Source organism: Rhodococcus rhodochrous, from assembly GCF_900187265.1.
Taxonomy (GTDB): Bacteria; Actinomycetota; Actinomycetes; order Mycobacteriales; family Mycobacteriaceae; genus Rhodococcus; species Rhodococcus rhodochrous.
Genome location: NZ_LT906450.1, coordinates 1,084,108 through 1,100,247, shown reverse-complemented (window position 1 = coordinate 1,100,247; position 16,140 = coordinate 1,084,108). Strand labels below are relative to the sequence as shown.

14 protein-coding genes are annotated in these 16,140 nt (G+C 68.7%); 6 read left to right on the top strand and 8 right to left on the bottom strand.

All coding sequences use genetic code 11. The features are described from left to right. The first annotated feature begins 64 nt into the window (after positions 1-64). The 3 genes from CKW34_RS05175 to CKW34_RS05165 all read left to right on the top strand — a co-directional run bounded on the left by CKW34_RS05175 (position 65) and on the right by CKW34_RS05165 (position 2,223). Positions 65-694, top strand: coding sequence for a DUF4126 domain-containing protein (locus tag CKW34_RS05175; RefSeq protein ID WP_059381688.1), 630 nt, complete (start codon positions 65-67; stop codon positions 692-694). Positions 695-706: 12 nt separating this feature from the next. Further along, a complete protein-coding gene (locus CKW34_RS05170; protein WP_059381689.1) occupies positions 707-1,672 on the top strand; it encodes an alpha/beta hydrolase in 966 nt (321 codons plus the stop codon). Positions 1,673-1,980: 308 nt separating this feature from the next. Continuing rightward, positions 1,981-2,223 (top strand): hypothetical protein, encoded by a 243-nt coding sequence (locus CKW34_RS05165; protein WP_059381690.1) that lies wholly within the window; start codon positions 1,981-1,983, stop codon positions 2,221-2,223. A 41-nt stretch (positions 2,224-2,264) separates the two neighbouring features. On the opposite strand, the gene purH is transcribed toward CKW34_RS05165, so the two are convergent. From purH to CKW34_RS24770, 4 genes are read right to left on the bottom strand one after another with little or no spacing between them, the layout of a single operon-like run. Further along, on the bottom strand, positions 2,265-3,827 hold the full coding sequence (gene purH / locus CKW34_RS05160; protein WP_059381691.1) for a bifunctional phosphoribosylaminoimidazolecarboxamide formyltransferase/IMP cyclohydrolase: 1,563 nt from the start codon (positions 3,825-3,827) through the stop codon (positions 2,265-2,267). Continuing rightward, entirely contained in the window at positions 3,814-4,461 is a 648-nt protein-coding gene (gene purN / locus CKW34_RS05155; RefSeq protein ID WP_024103172.1) for a phosphoribosylglycinamide formyltransferase, read from the bottom strand. The genes purH and purN overlap by 14 nt, the downstream gene beginning before the upstream one ends. A gap of 55 nt (positions 4,462-4,516) precedes the next feature. Next, a complete protein-coding gene (locus CKW34_RS05150) occupies positions 4,517-6,154 on the bottom strand; it encodes a cell division protein PerM (protein ID WP_059381692.1) in 1,638 nt (545 codons plus the stop codon). Positions 6,155-6,203: 49 nt separating this feature from the next. Continuing rightward, entirely contained in the window at positions 6,204-7,274 is a 1,071-nt protein-coding gene (locus CKW34_RS24770) for a DUF5336 domain-containing protein (RefSeq protein ID WP_059381693.1), read from the bottom strand. 83 nt (positions 7,275-7,357) lie between these two features. On the opposite strand from CKW34_RS24770, the gene CKW34_RS05140 reads away from it, so the two are divergent. After that, positions 7,358-7,981 (top strand): IMPACT family protein, encoded by a 624-nt coding sequence (locus CKW34_RS05140; RefSeq protein ID WP_059381694.1) that lies wholly within the window; start codon positions 7,358-7,360, stop codon positions 7,979-7,981. A gap of 84 nt (positions 7,982-8,065) precedes the next feature. Here the strand turns inward: CKW34_RS05140 and sucD are convergent, their stop codons facing one another. Further along, positions 8,066-8,968, bottom strand: a complete 903-nt coding sequence (gene sucD / locus CKW34_RS05135; RefSeq protein WP_059381695.1) for a succinate--CoA ligase subunit alpha — start codon at positions 8,966-8,968, stop codon at positions 8,066-8,068. Between the two features lie 16 nt (positions 8,969-8,984). Then, positions 8,985-10,154 carry an ADP-forming succinate--CoA ligase subunit beta gene (sucC, locus tag CKW34_RS05130; protein WP_006553761.1) on the bottom strand — a complete coding sequence of 390 codons (1,170 nt, stop codon included), beginning with the start codon at positions 10,152-10,154 and terminating at the stop codon, positions 8,985-8,987. A gap of 442 nt (positions 10,155-10,596) precedes the next feature. Between sucC and CKW34_RS05125 the strand changes: the two genes are divergently transcribed. Beyond that, positions 10,597-11,586: a M23 family metallopeptidase gene (locus CKW34_RS05125; RefSeq protein ID WP_059381696.1), complete on the top strand. Its 990-nt coding sequence runs from the start codon at positions 10,597-10,599 to the stop codon at positions 11,584-11,586. Positions 11,587-11,694: 108 nt separating this feature from the next. On the opposite strand, the gene pcrA is transcribed toward CKW34_RS05125, so the two are convergent. Beyond that, complete coding sequence (gene pcrA / locus CKW34_RS05120; RefSeq protein ID WP_059381697.1) at positions 11,695-14,073, bottom strand: DNA helicase PcrA; 2,379 nt, start codon at positions 14,071-14,073, stop codon at positions 11,695-11,697. A 234-nt stretch (positions 14,074-14,307) separates the two neighbouring features. On the opposite strand from pcrA, the gene CKW34_RS05115 reads away from it, so the two are divergent. Further along, positions 14,308-14,619, top strand: coding sequence for a chorismate mutase (locus CKW34_RS05115; protein WP_059381698.1), 312 nt, complete (start codon positions 14,308-14,310; stop codon positions 14,617-14,619). Between the two features lie 13 nt (positions 14,620-14,632). On the opposite strand, the gene CKW34_RS05110 is transcribed toward CKW34_RS05115, so the two are convergent. Next, entirely contained in the window at positions 14,633-16,084 is a 1,452-nt protein-coding gene (locus tag CKW34_RS05110) for an NAD-dependent succinate-semialdehyde dehydrogenase (RefSeq protein WP_059381699.1), read from the bottom strand. Between the last annotated feature and the right edge of the window lie 56 nt (positions 16,085-16,140).

The window sequence follows — 16,140 nt, the reverse complement described above, 5'->3', positions numbered from 1 at the left end:
AGGTACGACCGAACCGCCGTTTCGGCATCCGCGATCACGCGACCGGTCCGCCTACACTCGCGGCATGGACACCTGGATCCTGGCGGCCCTGCTCGGGCTGGGGCTCGCGGCCGCCACCGGGCTGCGCACCTTCCTGCCGCTGCTGCTCCTGTCGGCCGCGGTCCACTTCGAACTCTTCGGCGTGGTCCTCAACGAATCGATGCAGTGGCTCGGGTCCACCTCGGCGCTCGTCGCCCTGGCGATCGCCACCGTCGTGGAGGTCGTCGCCGACCTCGTGCCGCTCGTGGACAACGCCCTGTCCGCCGTCGGCACGGTCACACGGCCCGTCGCGGGTGCGCTCGCCGCGTGGGCGGCGTTCGCGAGTCTCGATCCCGCGATGGCGGCGCTCGCGGGCATCGTCATCGGCGCCCCGACCGCCCTGGCGGTGAGCACGGCGCAGACGGGCACGCGGGTCGCGAGCACCGCGACCACCGCAGGTTTCGGCAATCCCGTGCTCTCGATCGTCGAGAGCGTCACCTCGTTCGTCACGTCGGTGATCTCGCTGCTCGCTCCCCTGCTCGTCATCCCCCTGCTGGCGCTGTTCGGATGGCTCGGCGTGCGGGGCTACCGGCGGGTGCGCCGCGCCCGCACGGCACGGACGAAACCGGCGCCACACCGGGGCGCCCTCGATACGGGCCGACCCGGCGACTTCTGATAGACACATGACATGTCGGACACCGAGATCACCTTTTCCAGCGGCGACGTGACCCTGCACGGCAGTCTGCGGGTACCCGTCTCCATGAGGGGTCCGGTGCCCGCCGTCCTGCTGCTCGCCGGCAGCGGCCCCACCGACCGCAACGGTGACAGCGCACTGCTCCCCGGATCGATCGGCACCCTGCGGCACCTCGCCGACGTGCTCGAACGCAAGGGCTTCGCGAGCCTGCGCTACGACAAGTTCGGCAGCGGCACGACCGGTCTCGGCCCGTACAGCGTCGAGGACGTCGCCGATCTCGGCTTCTCGACGTTCATCGACCACGCCTCCGACGCGCTCGCCTTCCTCGGTTCGCAGCGCGGGGTCGACCCGAAGCGGCTCTACGTCGTCGGGCACAGCGAGGGCGCGCTGATCGCGCTGTCGCTCGCCCAGGACAACGACTCGATCGCCGGTCTCGGTCTGCTCGAACCGCTCGCCGTGCGTCTGCTCGACCTGCTGACCGCCCAGATCGACGCACAACTCGACGCCGTCGTCGCCGCGGGACAGCTGCCCGTCCAGATCGCCGACGAACTGCGGGTCGCGCTCACGGGCGCAGTCGAGTCGCTCCGCGCCGACGGCACTCTCAGCGACGCACTCCCCGAGCCGCTGCGCAATGCCGGGCTCGTCCCCGCCAACGCGAAGGCACTCGCCGAGGAGGACGCGCTCGATCCGCGGATGCTCGCCGCACAGGTCGCCGGCGACCTGCCGGTGCTCACCACGGTCTCGTCGAAGGACATCCAGGTACGGGTCGAGGACGTCGACGCGCTCGACGCGGCACTCGTCCACACCCGCCTGACGTCGCTGCACATGACGCGCACCAACCACGTGCTCAAGGACATCGGCGACCAGCAGTCGACCGGCGCCGACTACGTCGCCGACCTGCCTTTCTCCGACGAGTTCACATTCGGTTTCGGGGCGTGGCTCGACAAGCTGAGGGGCTGAGCGTCACACCCCGCCGACGGACGACGCAGAAATAACAAATGTCCATTCCGCGTTGTTCGTGTATGGTCATCCGTTAACCAACTGGTTCACACGAGGAAGGTACGGTCCGATGCGATACAAGCAGATGTACGTAGCCGGCTGTTCCGTACCGTTTTCTCACTTCTTCTTCCACTTCGCGGCGGAGCGATCCCGAGAATAGAAGTCACACGACGACTCGTTCTCGGGCACTCGGGGCACATACGCCCCGGGTGCCCTTTCTCTATCCCCGACCGCGACCCATACAAGATCACCTCGACAGGAGAAACACCATGAAACTGCGAATCGAATCCGGCGGCACCGTGTCGACCGAACTGCCCGACGACCTCACCGGTCACGCCATCACCATCGACCTGAGCCGGGTCGGCGGTACCGAGAGCGGCGCCGCCTCCGCGGATCTCATCCGCGAGCTGCTCGACCGTGGCGCTGCCAAGCTCGTCATCTCCGAGGGTCGCGGCAAGCACACCGTCGAACACACCGCACACGACAACGGCACCCACGCGCACGCCGCCTGAGCGACGGTGCGCGCGGGTGCCGCGCGTCTGTGGTTCGTTCCCTAGTGCGCGAAGTGCCGGGCGCCGGTGAGGTACAGCGTCACGCCCGCCTCGCGGGCGGCCTCGATGACCTCGTTGTCGCGCACCGAGCCACCCGGCTGCACGATCGCCTTCACGCCGGCCTCGGTCAGCACCTGCAGACCGTCGGCGAACGGGAAGAAGGCATCGGACGCGGCCACCGACCCGGCGACCCGATCGCCCGCACGGGTCACGGCGAGCCGCGCCGAGTCGACGCGGTTGACCTGGCCCATGCCGACACCGACGGTCGCGCCGCCCGAGGCCAGCAGGATCGCGTTGGACTTCACAGCACGGCATGCACGCCAAGCGAATTCGAGATCGCGCAGTGTGGCCTCGTCGGCGGCCTCGCCGCACGCGAGCTGCCAGTTGGCAGTGGAGTCGCCGTCCGCGGTGAGCACGTCGCGCTCCTGCAGGAGCAACCCGCCGGAGATCTGACGGATCTCGACCGGAGCCGACTTCGGTGAATCGGCGCGCAGGATGCGAATGTTCTTCTTGCGGGAGAGTACGTCGACGGCGCCGTCGGCGTACGACGGGGCGATGATCACCTCGGTGAAGATCTCGGCGACCTGCTCGGCCATCTCGACGCTCACCTCGCGGTTGGCGGCGATGACGCCACCGAAGGCCGAGACCGGGTCGCACTCGTGCGCGTTGCGGTGCGCGGTGGCGATGTCGTCGGCGATCGCGATGCCGCACGGGTTGGCGTGCTTGATGATCGCGACGCACGGCTCGCTGTGGTCGTGCGCGGCACGCCAGGCGGCGTCGGCGTCCTGGTAGTTGTTGTAGGACATCTCCTTGCCGTGGAACTGCTCGGCCTGCGCGAGCCCCGGCTCGCCGGCCTCGTTCACGTACAGGGCTGCGGCCTGGTGCGGGTTCTCGCCGTAGCGAAGGACATTCGAGCGGGTCCAGGTCGCGCCGGTCCACGCCGGGAACTGCGACTCGTCGCCCTCGGGCGTCGCGTAACCGCTGTTCATCCAGCTCGCGACGGCGACGTCGTAGGCGGCAGTGTGCTGGAACGCCTGCGCGGCAAGACGCTTGCGCTGCTCGAGGGTGAAACCGCCACCCTCGACGGCGGCGAGCACATCACCGTAGGCGGCCGGGTCGACGACGACTGCGACGGACGGGTGGTTCTTCGCCGCGGCACGCACCATCGACGGGCCACCGATGTCGATCTGCTCGACGCACTCGTCGGGGCTCGCACCCGAGGCGACCGTCTGCGTGAACGGGTAGAGATTCACGACGACGAGCTCGAACGCCTCGATGCCCAGATCGGCGATCTGGTCGAGGTGGTCCTGCTTGCGGGTGTCGGCGAGGATGCCGGCGTGCACGCGCGGGTGCAGGGTCTTCACCCGACCTTCGAGGCACTCGGGGAAGCCGGTCAGTTCCTCGACCTTCGTCACCGGCACGCCTGCGTCGGCGATGGTCTTGGCCGTGGAGCCGGTCGAGACCAGCTCGACACCTGCCGCGTGGAGCCCTGTCGCCAGCTCCACCAGCCCGCTCTTGTCGTACACGCTGACCAGCGCGCGGCGCACAGTCTTACGTTCGGTCACCGGGGATCACGGCCTTTCGTCCATCGGAAACAACTCCACGGGTGGCGACGGCGGCGACCATCTCGGCCAGCAGCCGTCGCTCCACAACCTTGATGCGCTCGTGCAGGGTGTCCTCGTCGTCGTCGTCGAGCACCTGCACGGCTTCCTGCGCGAGGATCGGCCCGGTGTCGACTCCCCCATCGACGAGATGCACCGTCGAACCGGTGACCTTGACGCCGTAGGCCAGGGCGTCGGCGACGGCGTGCGCGCCGGGGAACGACGGCAGCAGCGCGGGATGAGTGTTGATGATGCGGCCGGCGAACCGCTCGAGGAAGGCCGAACCCAGGATCTTCATGAAGCCCGCGGACACCACGAGGTCGGGTTCGTGGGCGGCGACCGCGTCGGTCAGCGCGCGATCCCACGCGGTGCGGTCCTCGAAGTCGCGCAAGGCGACGCGGAACGACGGGATGCCTTCGTCGGCGGCGTGCCCTTCGGCGGGACATTCGCGGTCGACACCGACAGCGACGACCGTCGCGGGATATCCGTCGGTCCGGGTGGCGTCGAGCAGCGAACGCAAGAGGCTGCCCGTGCCCGAGGCGAGGACGACGAGCCGCGCCGGCGCGGTGGGCGGCAGCTGGTCACGCGAGGCAGTCAGGGTCCACTCCTGTGAAGTCGAGGTGGGTCGGCCGATCGACCGGCCGTAGGAGAGCCTAGTCGGCGCCCTTTTCGGCCTTGTTCGCGACCTCCTCGTCGGGCTCGCTGTCGTCCTCGGCATCATCCTCGTCGAGGACCTCGACCACCTCGGCGTCGATGACGTCGTCGGTGTCCGCATCCGCGTCCTCGTCGGGGCTCTCCGCGTCGTCGTCCGCGTCGGACGCACCGTCCTCGGCGTCCTCGTCCGCGTCGCCTGCGGCGGCTTCGTTCTCGTCGAGATCGGTGTCCTCGACCGAGGATTCCTCCTCGACCTCGGCGTCCTCCGACGCGGGAGCCTCGAGTGCCGGGGTCTCGTTCTCGGCCACTTCGAGTTCTGCGTCGGTCTCTCCGTCGGCGGTGTCGTCGGCCCGGGCCGCATCTGCCGCATCCTCCGGGGTCTCCTCGCCCACCTCGGTGTCGGCGCGCAGCGCCGCCGCGGCGAGTCGTCCTTCACGCCACACGAGCAGCTGGGCCGTGATGATGCCGAGCAGGCCCGACCAGGCGAAGACGAGGATTCCGGCGAGCCACCAGTTGGCGCCGACCGTGCCGAAGACGCCGAGCGGGCCGCCCGCGACCCAGGTCGCCAGCGCCGTGACGAGTCCGGCTCCCGCTGCGGCAGCGAGCACCGTCCATGCCGCGTCGGCGCTGCCCACCGGGGCACCGTCGGCCTTCGCCTGCAGGGTCCGCTGCGCGGCGAAACGGCCGAGTAGCGCACCGATCGTCGCCGGAACGGCCAGCAGCACCGGCCAGAACGCCGCGGCCGGGCCCGAGGGGACCGCCGCGAGCACCGGGAGTGCCGGCAGGTCGCCACCCGTCGCCTCGAACAGGCTCAGATGGATGTCGCCGAAATGCACGGTGCTGCCTGCCAGGACGGCAGCGGCACCGATGATGACGTTGGGCAGGTACAGGATCGACATCACCGTCAGACCCAGCACGCCGGTCCAGTGGTCCCCGCGCGCGAGCAGTTCACCGACGACGTTCCACGACCACAGCAATCCGGCGACGACCGCCAGCCCGCCGAGCGCGAACAGCCCCAGCAGCACCCGCAGTGCGGGACGGAAGGCCAGCACGAGCCAGTCGGGCGCCGCGTAGTAGCGCACCAGCGGCTTCCACACGCGGGAGCCGATGCCGATGAGGGCCGCGAAGAGGTAGATGCCGGTGACCCACGCCAGGGCGGCAGCCGCGTTCGGGGGCGTCACCGGCAGCACACTCGCCGCGTCCTGCAGCACGATCAGCGACGCCGCGGTCACCAGCAGCGGGCCCGCGAGGACGGCGACGGTGATGCGCGAGATGTCCTGACGATCGAGGGCGTATCCGCTGTTCTCGACGAGCGCGTCGGCCGCGGACGCACATCCGCGCGCCGCCTGCCACACCAGGACGGCGGTGGGCAGCAGCGGCAGCACACCGAGCGACGTGCCGTCGATCGTGAGTGTCACCTGGTGCAGCGCCAGCCATGTGCCGGCGATCGCGGCGTAGATGCCGGTGAGGTCGCTGTTGGCCACGACCATCGTCGTCACCACGATGGTGGCCACGACAGCGAGCGTCACCGCCGGCACGCGGGCCGCGGTGCCGAGCAGGATGCGGAACCGTTCCGGGTCCAGGCTGTCGTCGTCGGTGGGAACGTGCCGGGTGGACCGGCCGAGCGTCGAAGTCATCGGTTCGAGAGTGTCACCGACACGGCGATCGTGGTGTCAGGCGCGCCGATCACCGCTGGTCGTCCGGTGCGCGGAAGGCCTGCGTCGCGTCCTGGTCGCCTGTGGCAGTGGTCCCGGTCTCCTCGCGACGTTCCGTACCCGTCGTGTCGGCATCGGACGCTGTGTCGTCCGCCCGGGCTTCGGTGTGGTCCGTCGGGTCCTGAGTTCCGTGCGGTTCCTGGACCGGATACTGCTGGGTCGGCTGCGCACCCGTGTACTGCTGGCCGGCGGAGTACTGCTGGGCACCGGGATACTGCGCTCCCCCGCCGTACTGCTGGGCACCGGGATACTGCGACCCGCCGTACTGCTGTGCCCCGGGGAACTGCTGGGCTCCGCCGAACTGCTGTCCGCCGTACTGCTGAGCACCCGGGTACTGCTGGGCACCCGAGTACTGCTGCGCACCGGAGTACTGCTGGGCACCGGAGTACTCCCCCGACGTCTGCTGTCCGGGATAGGCCTGGTGGCCGGGGTGGGGCGCACCGAACTGGGACTGCCCGCCGGTGACTCCCTGCTGCGCGCCGTAGGGCTGGCCGTATCCCTGCGGGCCGTACCCCTGCGGCGAACCGAAGCCCTGGGGCTGCCCGGTTCCCGGACCGGTCCCGAATCCCTGGTACTGCCCGGCGCCCTGCGCCGAACCGAAGGAACCCCGTTCCCCCGACCGGCCGGACACGAGGATGCCGAGGCCGAACAGCAGCCCGACGAGCGCCAGCGCGAATTGCAGGAAACCGAGGACGAGGATCGTCACGCCGCCCCACGCGATCCCGGTGTCCTCGGGCAGGTGGAACAGCTGGAACAGGGACGTCACGAAACCGACGCCCGACGCCGCGACTGCCACCGCACGCAGGTCCTGGCCGGGGAGCAGCGACAGTGCCGCGCTCACACCGCCGAAGAGCAGAAAGGCCAGCGGCACGACGGCGAAGCCGAAATCGAACGACGTGAGTGCCACCTGGGAGCCGAAGGTGATGTTCACGAAGGGTGTGAGGCCGAGCAGGAAGTTCACGGCACCGAGCACGGCCACCGCGAGTGGCAGCAGCAACGGCACCACCTTGCTCTGGGTGGATGCGCCTGCGGGGAATGTCATCGATTCTCCTGCCGTCGATCGGTGTGGGTCGGTCACTCGTCCTGCAGTCAACAGCCTAGGGACTACCCGAGAGAATGGGGTCCATGCCGCACACTCTCGCCCCGGGTCCCGACGTCGTGGTCGAGACGGAGGTGAAGCACTCGCGTTTCCTCGCGGCGGTTCGTCGTGTCGCCACGGCCGACGCCGCGCTCGCCTTCGTCGACGAACAACGCCGACTGTATCCCGATGCCCGACACCATTGCTGGGCGTTCGTGGTGGGTGACGACCCGTCGGCGCGCGCCGAGCGGTCGAGCGACGACGGTGAGCCGGGCGGTACGGCCGGCATTCCGATGCTGCAGGTCCTGCACCACCGGGATCTCGTGAACGTCGCGGTGGTGGTGACCCGATGGTTCGGAGGGATCAAGCTCGGCGCGGGCGGGCTGGTGCGCGCGTACTCGGGTGCGGTCGCGACGGCACTGGACGAGGCGCCCCTCGTCGAGCGCAGACAGCAGGAGAAGTTCACCCTCGCGATCGATCACGGCGAGGCGGGTCGCGTGGAGGCGGAACTGCGCGGGCGCGGCGTCGCGGTGCTCGACGTGGCCTATGCGGACCGGGTGGTCCTCACCGTCGCGGGGCGCGAGCGGAGCGAACTGGAGGGCTGGGTGGCGTCGTTGACGTCCGGGGTGGGAGGGCTCGAACCTGCGGGAATCGACTGGATCGACACCTGAAACGGCGCGTGCGCGCCTCCCGATGGCCGGAGCCACCGGAAGGCGCGCACGGAAGGTGCCGCTGCTGTCGGAGCGACTGCAGGATCAGAGCGACTGCAGGATCTCGCGAGCGAGCGCAGCGGTCTCGGACGGCGTCTTGCCGACCTTCACGCCGGCCGCCTCGAGAGCGTCCTTCTTGGCCTGAGCGGTGCCCGAGGAGCCCGAGACGATGGCGCCGGCGTGGCCCATGGTCTTGCCCTCGGGAGCGGTGAAGCCCGCGACGTAGCCGACGACCGGCTTGGTCACGTTGGCCTTGATGTAATCGGCCGCGCGCTCCTCGGCGTCGCCGCCGATCTCGCCGATCATGACGATGACCTTGGTCTCCGGGTCCTTCTCGAAGGCCTCGATGGCGTCGATATGGGTGGTGCCGATGACCGGGTCGCCGCCGATGCCGATGGCGGTCGAGAAGCCGTACTCGCGCAGCTCGAACATCATCTGGTAGGTCAGGGTGCCCGACTTGGAGACGAGGCCGACCGGGCCCTTGCCGGCGATGTTCGCCGGGGTGATGCCGACGAGCGACTCACCCGGGGTGATGATGCCGGGGCAGTTGGGGCCGATGATGCGGGTCTTGTTGCCCTTCTGGACGTTGTAGGCCCAGGCGTAGGCGGAGTCCTGCACGGGGATGCCCTCGGTGATGACCACGAGCAGCGGGATCTCCGCGTCGATGGCCTCGACGATGGCGTCCTTCGAGAAGGCCGGGGGAACGAACGCGATCGAGACGTCGGCGCCGGTCTCCTTCATGGCCTCGGCGACGGAGCCGAAGACGGGGAGCTCGACCGGGTTGCCGTCCTTGTCGGTGTGCGAGACCGTCGTGCCGGCCTTGCGGGCGTTCACGCCGCCGACGACCTGGGTGCCGGCCTTGAGCATGAGCGCGGTGTGCTTGGTGCCCTCGCCGCCGGTGATGCCCTGGACGATGACCTTGGAATCCTTGGTAAGGAAGATTGCCATTGTTCTGTGTGTCCCTTTACTTCGCTGCGAAGGCGAGTTCGGCCGCCTTGTCGGCAGCCTCGTCCATGGTGGCGACGACCGTGACCAGCGGGTGGTTGGCCTCGGCGAGGATGCGGCGACCCTCGTCGACGTTGTTGCCGTCGAGGCGGACGACCAGCGGCTTGTTGGCTTCGTCGCCGAGGATCTCGAGGGCCTTGACGATGCCGTTCGCAACCGCGTCGCACGCGGTGATGCCACCGAAGACGTTGACGAACACGCTCTTGACCTGAGCGTCGTTCAGGATGACGTCGAGACCGGCAGCCATGACGGCCGCGGAGGCGCCGCCACCGATGTCGAGGAAGTTGGCGGGCTTGACGCCGCCGTGCTTCTCGCCTGCGTAGGCGACGACGTCGAGGGTCGACATGACCAGGCCGGCGCCGTTACCGATGATTCCGACCTCGCCGTCGAGCTTGACGTAGTTGAGGTCGTTCTCCTTGGCCTTGAGCTCGAGGGGATCCGTGGCGTCCTTGTCCTCGAACTCGGCGTGGCCGGGCTGACGGAAGTCGGCGTTGGCATCCAGGGTGACCTTGCCGTCGAGGGCGAGGATCTGGTCGTCCGGGGTGCGGACGAGGGGGTTGACCTCCACGAGGAGAGCGTCTTCCTTGACGAAGACCTCCCACAGCTTCTGGATGGTCACGGCTGCGGCGTCGAGGACCTCGGCGGGCAGGTGGCCCTTCTCGGCGATCTCGCGCGCGAACGCGAGGTCGACACCCTTGACGGCGTCGACGGGGACCTTGGCGAGGCGCTCCGGCTTGGTGGCGGCGACCTCTTCGATCTCCATGCCGCCCTCCACCGAGCACATGGCCAGGTAGGTGCGGTTGGTGCGGTCGAGCAGGAAGGAGATGTAGTACTCCTCCGCGATGTCGCTGGCCTCGGCGACCAGGAGCTTCTTGACGATGTGACCCTTGATGTCGAGGCCGAGGATGTTCTCGGCGTGGGTCTGCGCGTCGTCTGCGGTGGCGGCGTACTTCACGCCACCGGCCTTGCCGCGGCCGCCGACCTTGACCTGGGCCTTGACCATGACCGGCTTGCCGATTTCCTCCGCGATCTCGCGGGCACCGGCGACAGTGTCGGTAACACGGCCGGCCGACGTCGGCACGTCATGCTTGGCGAAGAGTTCCTTCGCCTGATATTCGAAGAGATCCATCTGCTCACCGTCTCGTCTGCGTTCACGCCCGCTCCGGGGTATCGAGCGGGTCGTTTCGGACTCTAGTTTCTCGGCCGGGCCGCGGATCACGCGCGGCAGTCCCATGTGGCACAGGTCACGCGCGCGTTGGTCCGGGAACGACTTCGCAGTTCTCCTCCCGGAACGTGGCGGGCGCCACGTTCGAGCGGAGCACTCGGTTCAGGATGACAGGTACCCACTCGCCCGCTGACACCGGATCCCACGCTGCCGCGATGCAACAGACTCGTGACGTGTCGGAAAACAGTGTTTGGGACGCCGGCCGCTGGGGCATGTCCCAATTTGCCCCGGTTTGCACTGTGATGCCACTCACATAACGTCCGCCGGACGAACTACGGCTTGCCACCCCTGCGATCGCTTCGTTACCGTCGCCTGGTCGAAGTAACGATGAGGTCACGAACGGAGGATGGCGATGCGCTCTGGTAACCCGAGTGCCGAGAGCCGAACCCGCCGTCCCGAATCGGCACCCGAAGACTGGAACGCCTGGGAAGCCGCCACGATGGACTTCCGCAACACCGGCCCCGGTCCCGAGCCCACCTACTACTCCGACTCCTTCGGCCACGCCGTCCGCGACGACCGCTTCGCGCAGGATCGTTCCGACGAGCGCACCGACGTCACCGCTCCCGCATCCCGCGGTGGAGCCCATCGACTTCCCACTCCCCCCACCGCCCTCAAGGGCCGCGCCGCGGTCTTCGCTGTCGCCGCAGGCGCCGTGGTCGCCGCGGGCCAGGCCGCAGCCAACGGTGGCCCGGGGCAGAACACCGACCACTCCGAGGTCGCCCTCGCCGCCGGCGAAGCCGATTCCTCGATCATCACCGCCACCGCAGTGCCCCAGGCCGCGCAGTTCGCGCCGACCGCCGACGCCGAGCCGTCGCAGGCACCGCAGGTGCTCAACATCGCCGACCCGAACGACCTGTCGCAGTTCTCGAATCTTCTGGCCAAGGGCCAGCGGTTCAGCGAGGAACGCGCTGCGCGCGAGGCCGCGGCCCGCCGTCCGCTCTTCGTTCTCCCCGCCGTGGGGTCGTTCACCTCGAACTTCGGCGCACGCTGGGGCACCCTCCACGCCGGCGTCGACATCGCAGGCCCCATCGGCACCCCGATCCTCGCGGTCGCCGACGGTGAGGTCATCGATTCCGGTCCGGCCTCCGGCTTCGGCATGTGGGTCCGGCTCCTTCACGCCGACGGCACCGTCACCGTGTACGGGCACATCGACCAGTCCCTGGTGACCGTGGGTCAGCGCGTCATGGCCGGCGACCAGATCGCAACCATGGGCAACCGCGGTTTCTCCACCGGCCCGCACCTGCACTTCGAGGTGCACCTCAACGGTGTCGACAAGATCGACCCCGTCCCGTGGCTCGCCACGCGCGGTATCGCCCTCGGCATCCAGCGCGACTGACCGACGTCGCCGTACGTTCGGCCCGCCGTTTCCCCGTTCCCCCCTTCCCGTTTCGGCGCGAATCCGCTTCTGCGTGCGAATCCGCGCCTGCCACAGGCTTTCAGGGCATCACAGCTTGATCATCGGCACACCGCCGACGAGCATCAGCCGCACCTTGCCGGCGCTGCCGAAGTCGATCACGACGGTGGCCGTGGGGCCCGAGCCCCGGGTTTCGAGAACCGTTCCCAGACCGTACTTGTCGTGGCTGACGCGATCGCCGACGTCGAGCACCAACTGGTTGTTGCGTCCGCGCGCCGCACCGAAACTCGGCGTGCCCGACGAACCGCGCCGCTCGCCCGCACCGAACCGTGAACCGGTGCCCGAGCCGATCGCCTGCCCGCGCGCGGGTGTGGGCTCGAGGCGTCGCCAGTCGATGAGATGCTGCGGAATCTCCTGCAGGAAGCGGGATTCCGGATTGGTGAGGGGCTGTCCCCAGGACGACCGCAGCACGGCGCGCGTGAGGTAGAGACGACGCCGGGCTCGGGTGATGCCGACGTACGCGAGTCGCCGTTCCTCGGACAGCTCGGCCGGATCGCCCAGGGCACGCATGTGCGGGAACTGGCCGTCCTCCCAACCGGTGACGAAGACGACCGGGAACTCGAGGCCCTTAGCGGTGTGCAGCGTCATCAGCGTGACCACACCGGACTCGTTCTCCGGGATCTGGTCGGCGTCGGCGACGAGCGAGACCTTCTCGAGGAAGGCCGCGAGCGATCCCGGTTCGGGATCGCCCTCTTCGCGTACGTCGTCGACGATCCCGGCCGCGTTGCGCACGTCGGCGCTGAATTCTCTTGCCACGCTGACGAGTTCGTGGAGGTTGTCGAGACGGGCGCCGTCCTGCGGATCGTCGCTCGCCGACAGCTCTGCGCTGTACCCGGTGCGTTCGAGGATCGCCTCGACGATGTCGCCGATGTCGGCCGTGTCGTTGCCGTCGGCGTCGCTCGCGACGAGCATCGCCCGCAGGTCGTCCATCATCTCGACGAAACCGGCGATCGCCTTCTGCGCCCGCGTGTTCAGCAGCGCGACCTTGCCGACTGCGGCGTCGGCGAGGGCCTGCCCGAAGCCGACACCGAGCCGCTCGGCGTGCACCGCCACGCACGCTTCGGCGCGATCGCCGATACCGCGGCGAGGGGTGTTCAGAATGCGGCGCAGGCTCACCGTGTCGTCGGGATTGTCGAGCACTTTCAGGTACGCGACGATGTCGCGCACCTCCTTGCGCTCGTAGAACCTCACACCGCCGACGACCTTGTAGGGCACACCGTGCCGGATGAAGACATCCTCGAACGCGCGGGAAGCATTGTTGGTGCGGTAGAACACCGCGATGTCGGAGTAGGTGGTGTCGCCGCCGTCGACGAGCCGATCGATCTCGGCGGCGACGAACCGCGCCTCGTCGTGCTCGTTGTCGGCGACGTAGCCGGTGATGAGTTCACCTTCGCCCGAATCGGTCCACAGCCGCTTCTCGCGGCGCCCCGTGTTCTTGGAGATGACGGAATTCGCCGCCGACAGAATGTTCTGGGTGGAGCGATAGTTCTGCTCGAGCAGGATCGTGCGCGCCTGCGGATAGTCGCGCTCGAACTCCTCGATGTTGCGGATCGTGGCGCCGCGGAAGGCGTAGATCGACTGGTCGGCGTCGCCCACCACGCACAGTTCGCTTGGGGGGACGGCGGACTCCTCCTCGGGATCACCCACGAGGGTGCGCACCAGCACGTACTGCGCATGGTTGGTGTCCTGGTACTCGTCGACCAGCACGTGGCGGAACCGGCGCCGGTAGTACTCGGCGACCTGCGGATGCGCCTGCAGCAGCGCCACCGTCTCGCCGATGAGGTCGTCGAAGTCGAAGGCATTCGCCGTGCGCAGGCGCTGCTGGTAGTGCGCGTAGACCCGGGCGACGACGCGGGTGAGTTCGGTGGCCGCCGAATCGGTCTCCGCCTCGTGGGCGGCCTCCTCGGGCCCGATCAGTTCGTTCTTCAGGTTCGAGATCTGCGTGGACAGCAGCCTGGCGGAGTACTTCTTGCTGTCGAGTTCGAGATCCTTCGCGATCATCGTGAGCAGACGACGGGAATCGTCGGCGTCGTAGATCGTGAAATTCGAATTCATGCCCTGCAGCAGACCCGCCTGCGCGCGCAGGATCCGGACGCAGCTCGAGTGGAAGGTCGAGACCCACATCGCATTCGCGCGCGGCCCCACCAGGGCCGCCACCCGCTCGCGCATCTCGGCCGCGGCCTTGTTGGTGAACGTGATGGCGAGCACCTGACCAGGGGCGACGCCGCGCTCGGCCAGCAGATAGGCGATGCGGCGCGTGAGCACCGCAGTCTTGCCGGAGCCCGCGCCCGCGACGATCAGCAGCGGGGCCCCTTCGTGCGTGACCGCTTCCCGCTGCTGCGGATTGAGCCCTTCGAGAAGAGCATCGGATCCTGGGTGGGAGTTTGCGAGCGCGACGGGAGTGTTCATCGTTTCACCAAACTACCGGACCGCGCGGACAACGGATCCGGACCACACAGTCGATCGAGCCGAGTGGCAGGGCCTACAGGGTGAGTGGCAAACTGGAGGCCATGTCTTCTGTCCTTTGCAGGCTCGGATCGAGTTCCGGTTGTCGCTGTCGATTCCCGACCGCCGGCCCGACCCGATACCGGTAACAACCGCTCCCATACGGGCGATCCTTCAGAGCAGATGCGAGGAGACGACATGAGCACGCACATCGATTCTTCCCTTTCCGGCGAGCCGGCAGAGGCCGACGACACCGGAGTGCCCACCGAGGCAGAGATCGAGGAGCTCCGCAAGGAGATCGATCGTCTCGACGCCGAGATCCTGGCCGCGGTCAAGCGGCGCACCGAGGTCTCCCGCATGATCGGGCGTACCCGGATGGCGTCCGGTGGCACCCGTCTCGTGCACAGCCGCGAGATGAAGGTCCTCGAGCGGTTCAGCGAGCTGGGCCAGGAAGGCCACACCCTGGCGATGCTGCTGCTCCGCCTCGGGCGTGGCCGCCTGGGTCACTGATTCCGCATCGCTCTCACTGCAGGGCGATGTACTTGGTCTCGAGGAATTCCTCGATGCCCTCGGTACCGCCCTCGCGTCCCAAGCCGGAATCCTTGATTCCGCCGAACGGGGCCGCGACGTCCGAGACGACACCGCGGTTCACACCGACGATGCCCGTTTCGAGTGCATGCGACACGCGCAGGGCCCGGTCGAGGTCGCGCGTGAAGATGTAGGCGGCGAGCCCGTAGCGGGTGTCGTTCGCTGCCGCGAGCGCTTCCTCCTCGGTGTCGAAGCCGGTGACGGCCGCGACCGGCCCGAACACCTCTTCCTGCAGGATGCGGGCCTGCTTCGGCACGTCGTCGAGGACGGTCGCCGGGTAGAACCATCCCGGACCGTCGGCAGGTTCCCCGCCCAGGCGCACCGAGGCGCCCGCCGAAACGGCGTCCTGTACGAGTTCGATCACGGTCTTCTTCTGGTTCTCGTTGACCAGAGGGCCCAGCGTCGCGTCGGGGTCCGTTCCCGGCCCGAGCTTGTACGACGCCATGCGCTCGGTGAGCTTGGCGACGAAAGCGTCGCGCACCGAATTGTGGACGTGGAAGCGGTTCGCGGCCGTGCAGGCCTCTCCCCCGTTGCGCAGCTTGGCCGCCACCGCGCCCTCGACCGCCGCGTCGAGATCGGCGTCCTCGAAGACGACGAACGGCGCGTTGCCGCCGAGTTCGAGCGAGGTGCGCAGCAGCGAACGACCGGCCTTCTCGGCGAGCATGCGACCGACCTCGGTGGAGCCGGTGAAGGTGAGCTTGCGCAGCCGGGGATCCTCGAGCAGCGGCCCGGTGACCTCCCCGGCATGCGAGGACGGCAGCACCGACAGGACGCCCTTGGGCAGTCCTGCCTCGTCGAAGAGCTGCGCGAGCAGCTGGATCGTGAGGGGTGTCTCGGACGCGGGCTTGACGATGATCGTGCACCCCGCGGCGAGGGCGGGACCGATCTTGCGGGTTCCCATCGCGAGCGGGAAGTTCCACGGCGTGATGGCCAGGCAGGGGCCGACGGGCTGTTTGGTCACGAGAACGCGGCCGGTGCCGGCCGGGGCGGGCGTGTAGCGACCGGCGATGCGGACCGCTTCCTCGGAGAACCATCGCAGGAATTCGGCGCCGTAGGTCACCTCCGATCGGCTCTCCGGCAGCGCCTTGCCCATCTCGAGTGTCATGAGCAGCGCGAAGTCGTCGGCGCGGTCGGTGATCTTCTGCCAGACCGTCCGCAGCAGTTCGGCGCGTTCACGCGGCGGGGTCGCTGCCCATTCAGGACCGGCCGCGACGGCCGCGTCGAGGGCCCGTAGGGCGTCGCCGGGCGCGGCATCGGCGACACGGGTCAGTTCGTCGCCGGTCGCGGGATCGTGGACTCCGAAGGTGGCTCCGTTCTCGGCCGCCACCCATTCACCGCCGAGGAACAGGTCGGTGGGGACGGACCGAATCAGTTCTGCAGCATCCATATGCCCCATCATGCGCGCCGCGATCGCTCACTGTGGGAAACCGAAGGATCCCTTCG

Coding starts and splice junctions, on each gene's coding strand:
- CKW34_RS05170 (WP_059381689.1), top strand. CDS start 707: ATGTCGGACACCGAGATCACCTTTTCCAGCGGCGACGTGACCCTGCAC.
- CKW34_RS05125 (WP_059381696.1), top strand. CDS start 10,597: ATGGCGATGCGCTCTGGTAACCCGAGTGCCGAGAGCCGAACCCGCCGT.
- CKW34_RS05150 (WP_059381692.1), bottom strand. CDS start 6,154: ATGACTTCGACGCTCGGCCGGTCCACCCGGCACGTTCCCACCGACGAC.
- pcrA (WP_059381697.1), bottom strand. CDS start 14,073: ATGAACACTCCCGTCGCGCTCGCAAACTCCCACCCAGGATCCGATGCT.
- CKW34_RS05165 (WP_059381690.1), top strand. CDS start 1,981: ATGAAACTGCGAATCGAATCCGGCGGCACCGTGTCGACCGAACTGCCC.
- CKW34_RS05140 (WP_059381694.1), top strand. CDS start 7,358: ATGCCGCACACTCTCGCCCCGGGTCCCGACGTCGTGGTCGAGACGGAG.
- CKW34_RS05115 (WP_059381698.1), top strand. CDS start 14,308: ATGAGCACGCACATCGATTCTTCCCTTTCCGGCGAGCCGGCAGAGGCC.
- sucD (WP_059381695.1), bottom strand. CDS start 8,968: ATGGCAATCTTCCTTACCAAGGATTCCAAGGTCATCGTCCAGGGCATC.
- CKW34_RS05110 (WP_059381699.1), bottom strand. CDS start 16,084: ATGGATGCTGCAGAACTGATTCGGTCCGTCCCCACCGACCTGTTCCTC.
- CKW34_RS05175 (WP_059381688.1), top strand. CDS start 65: ATGGACACCTGGATCCTGGCGGCCCTGCTCGGGCTGGGGCTCGCGGCC.
- CKW34_RS24770 (WP_059381693.1), bottom strand. CDS start 7,274: ATGACATTCCCCGCAGGCGCATCCACCCAGAGCAAGGTGGTGCCGTTG.
- sucC (WP_006553761.1), bottom strand. CDS start 10,154: ATGGATCTCTTCGAATATCAGGCGAAGGAACTCTTCGCCAAGCATGAC.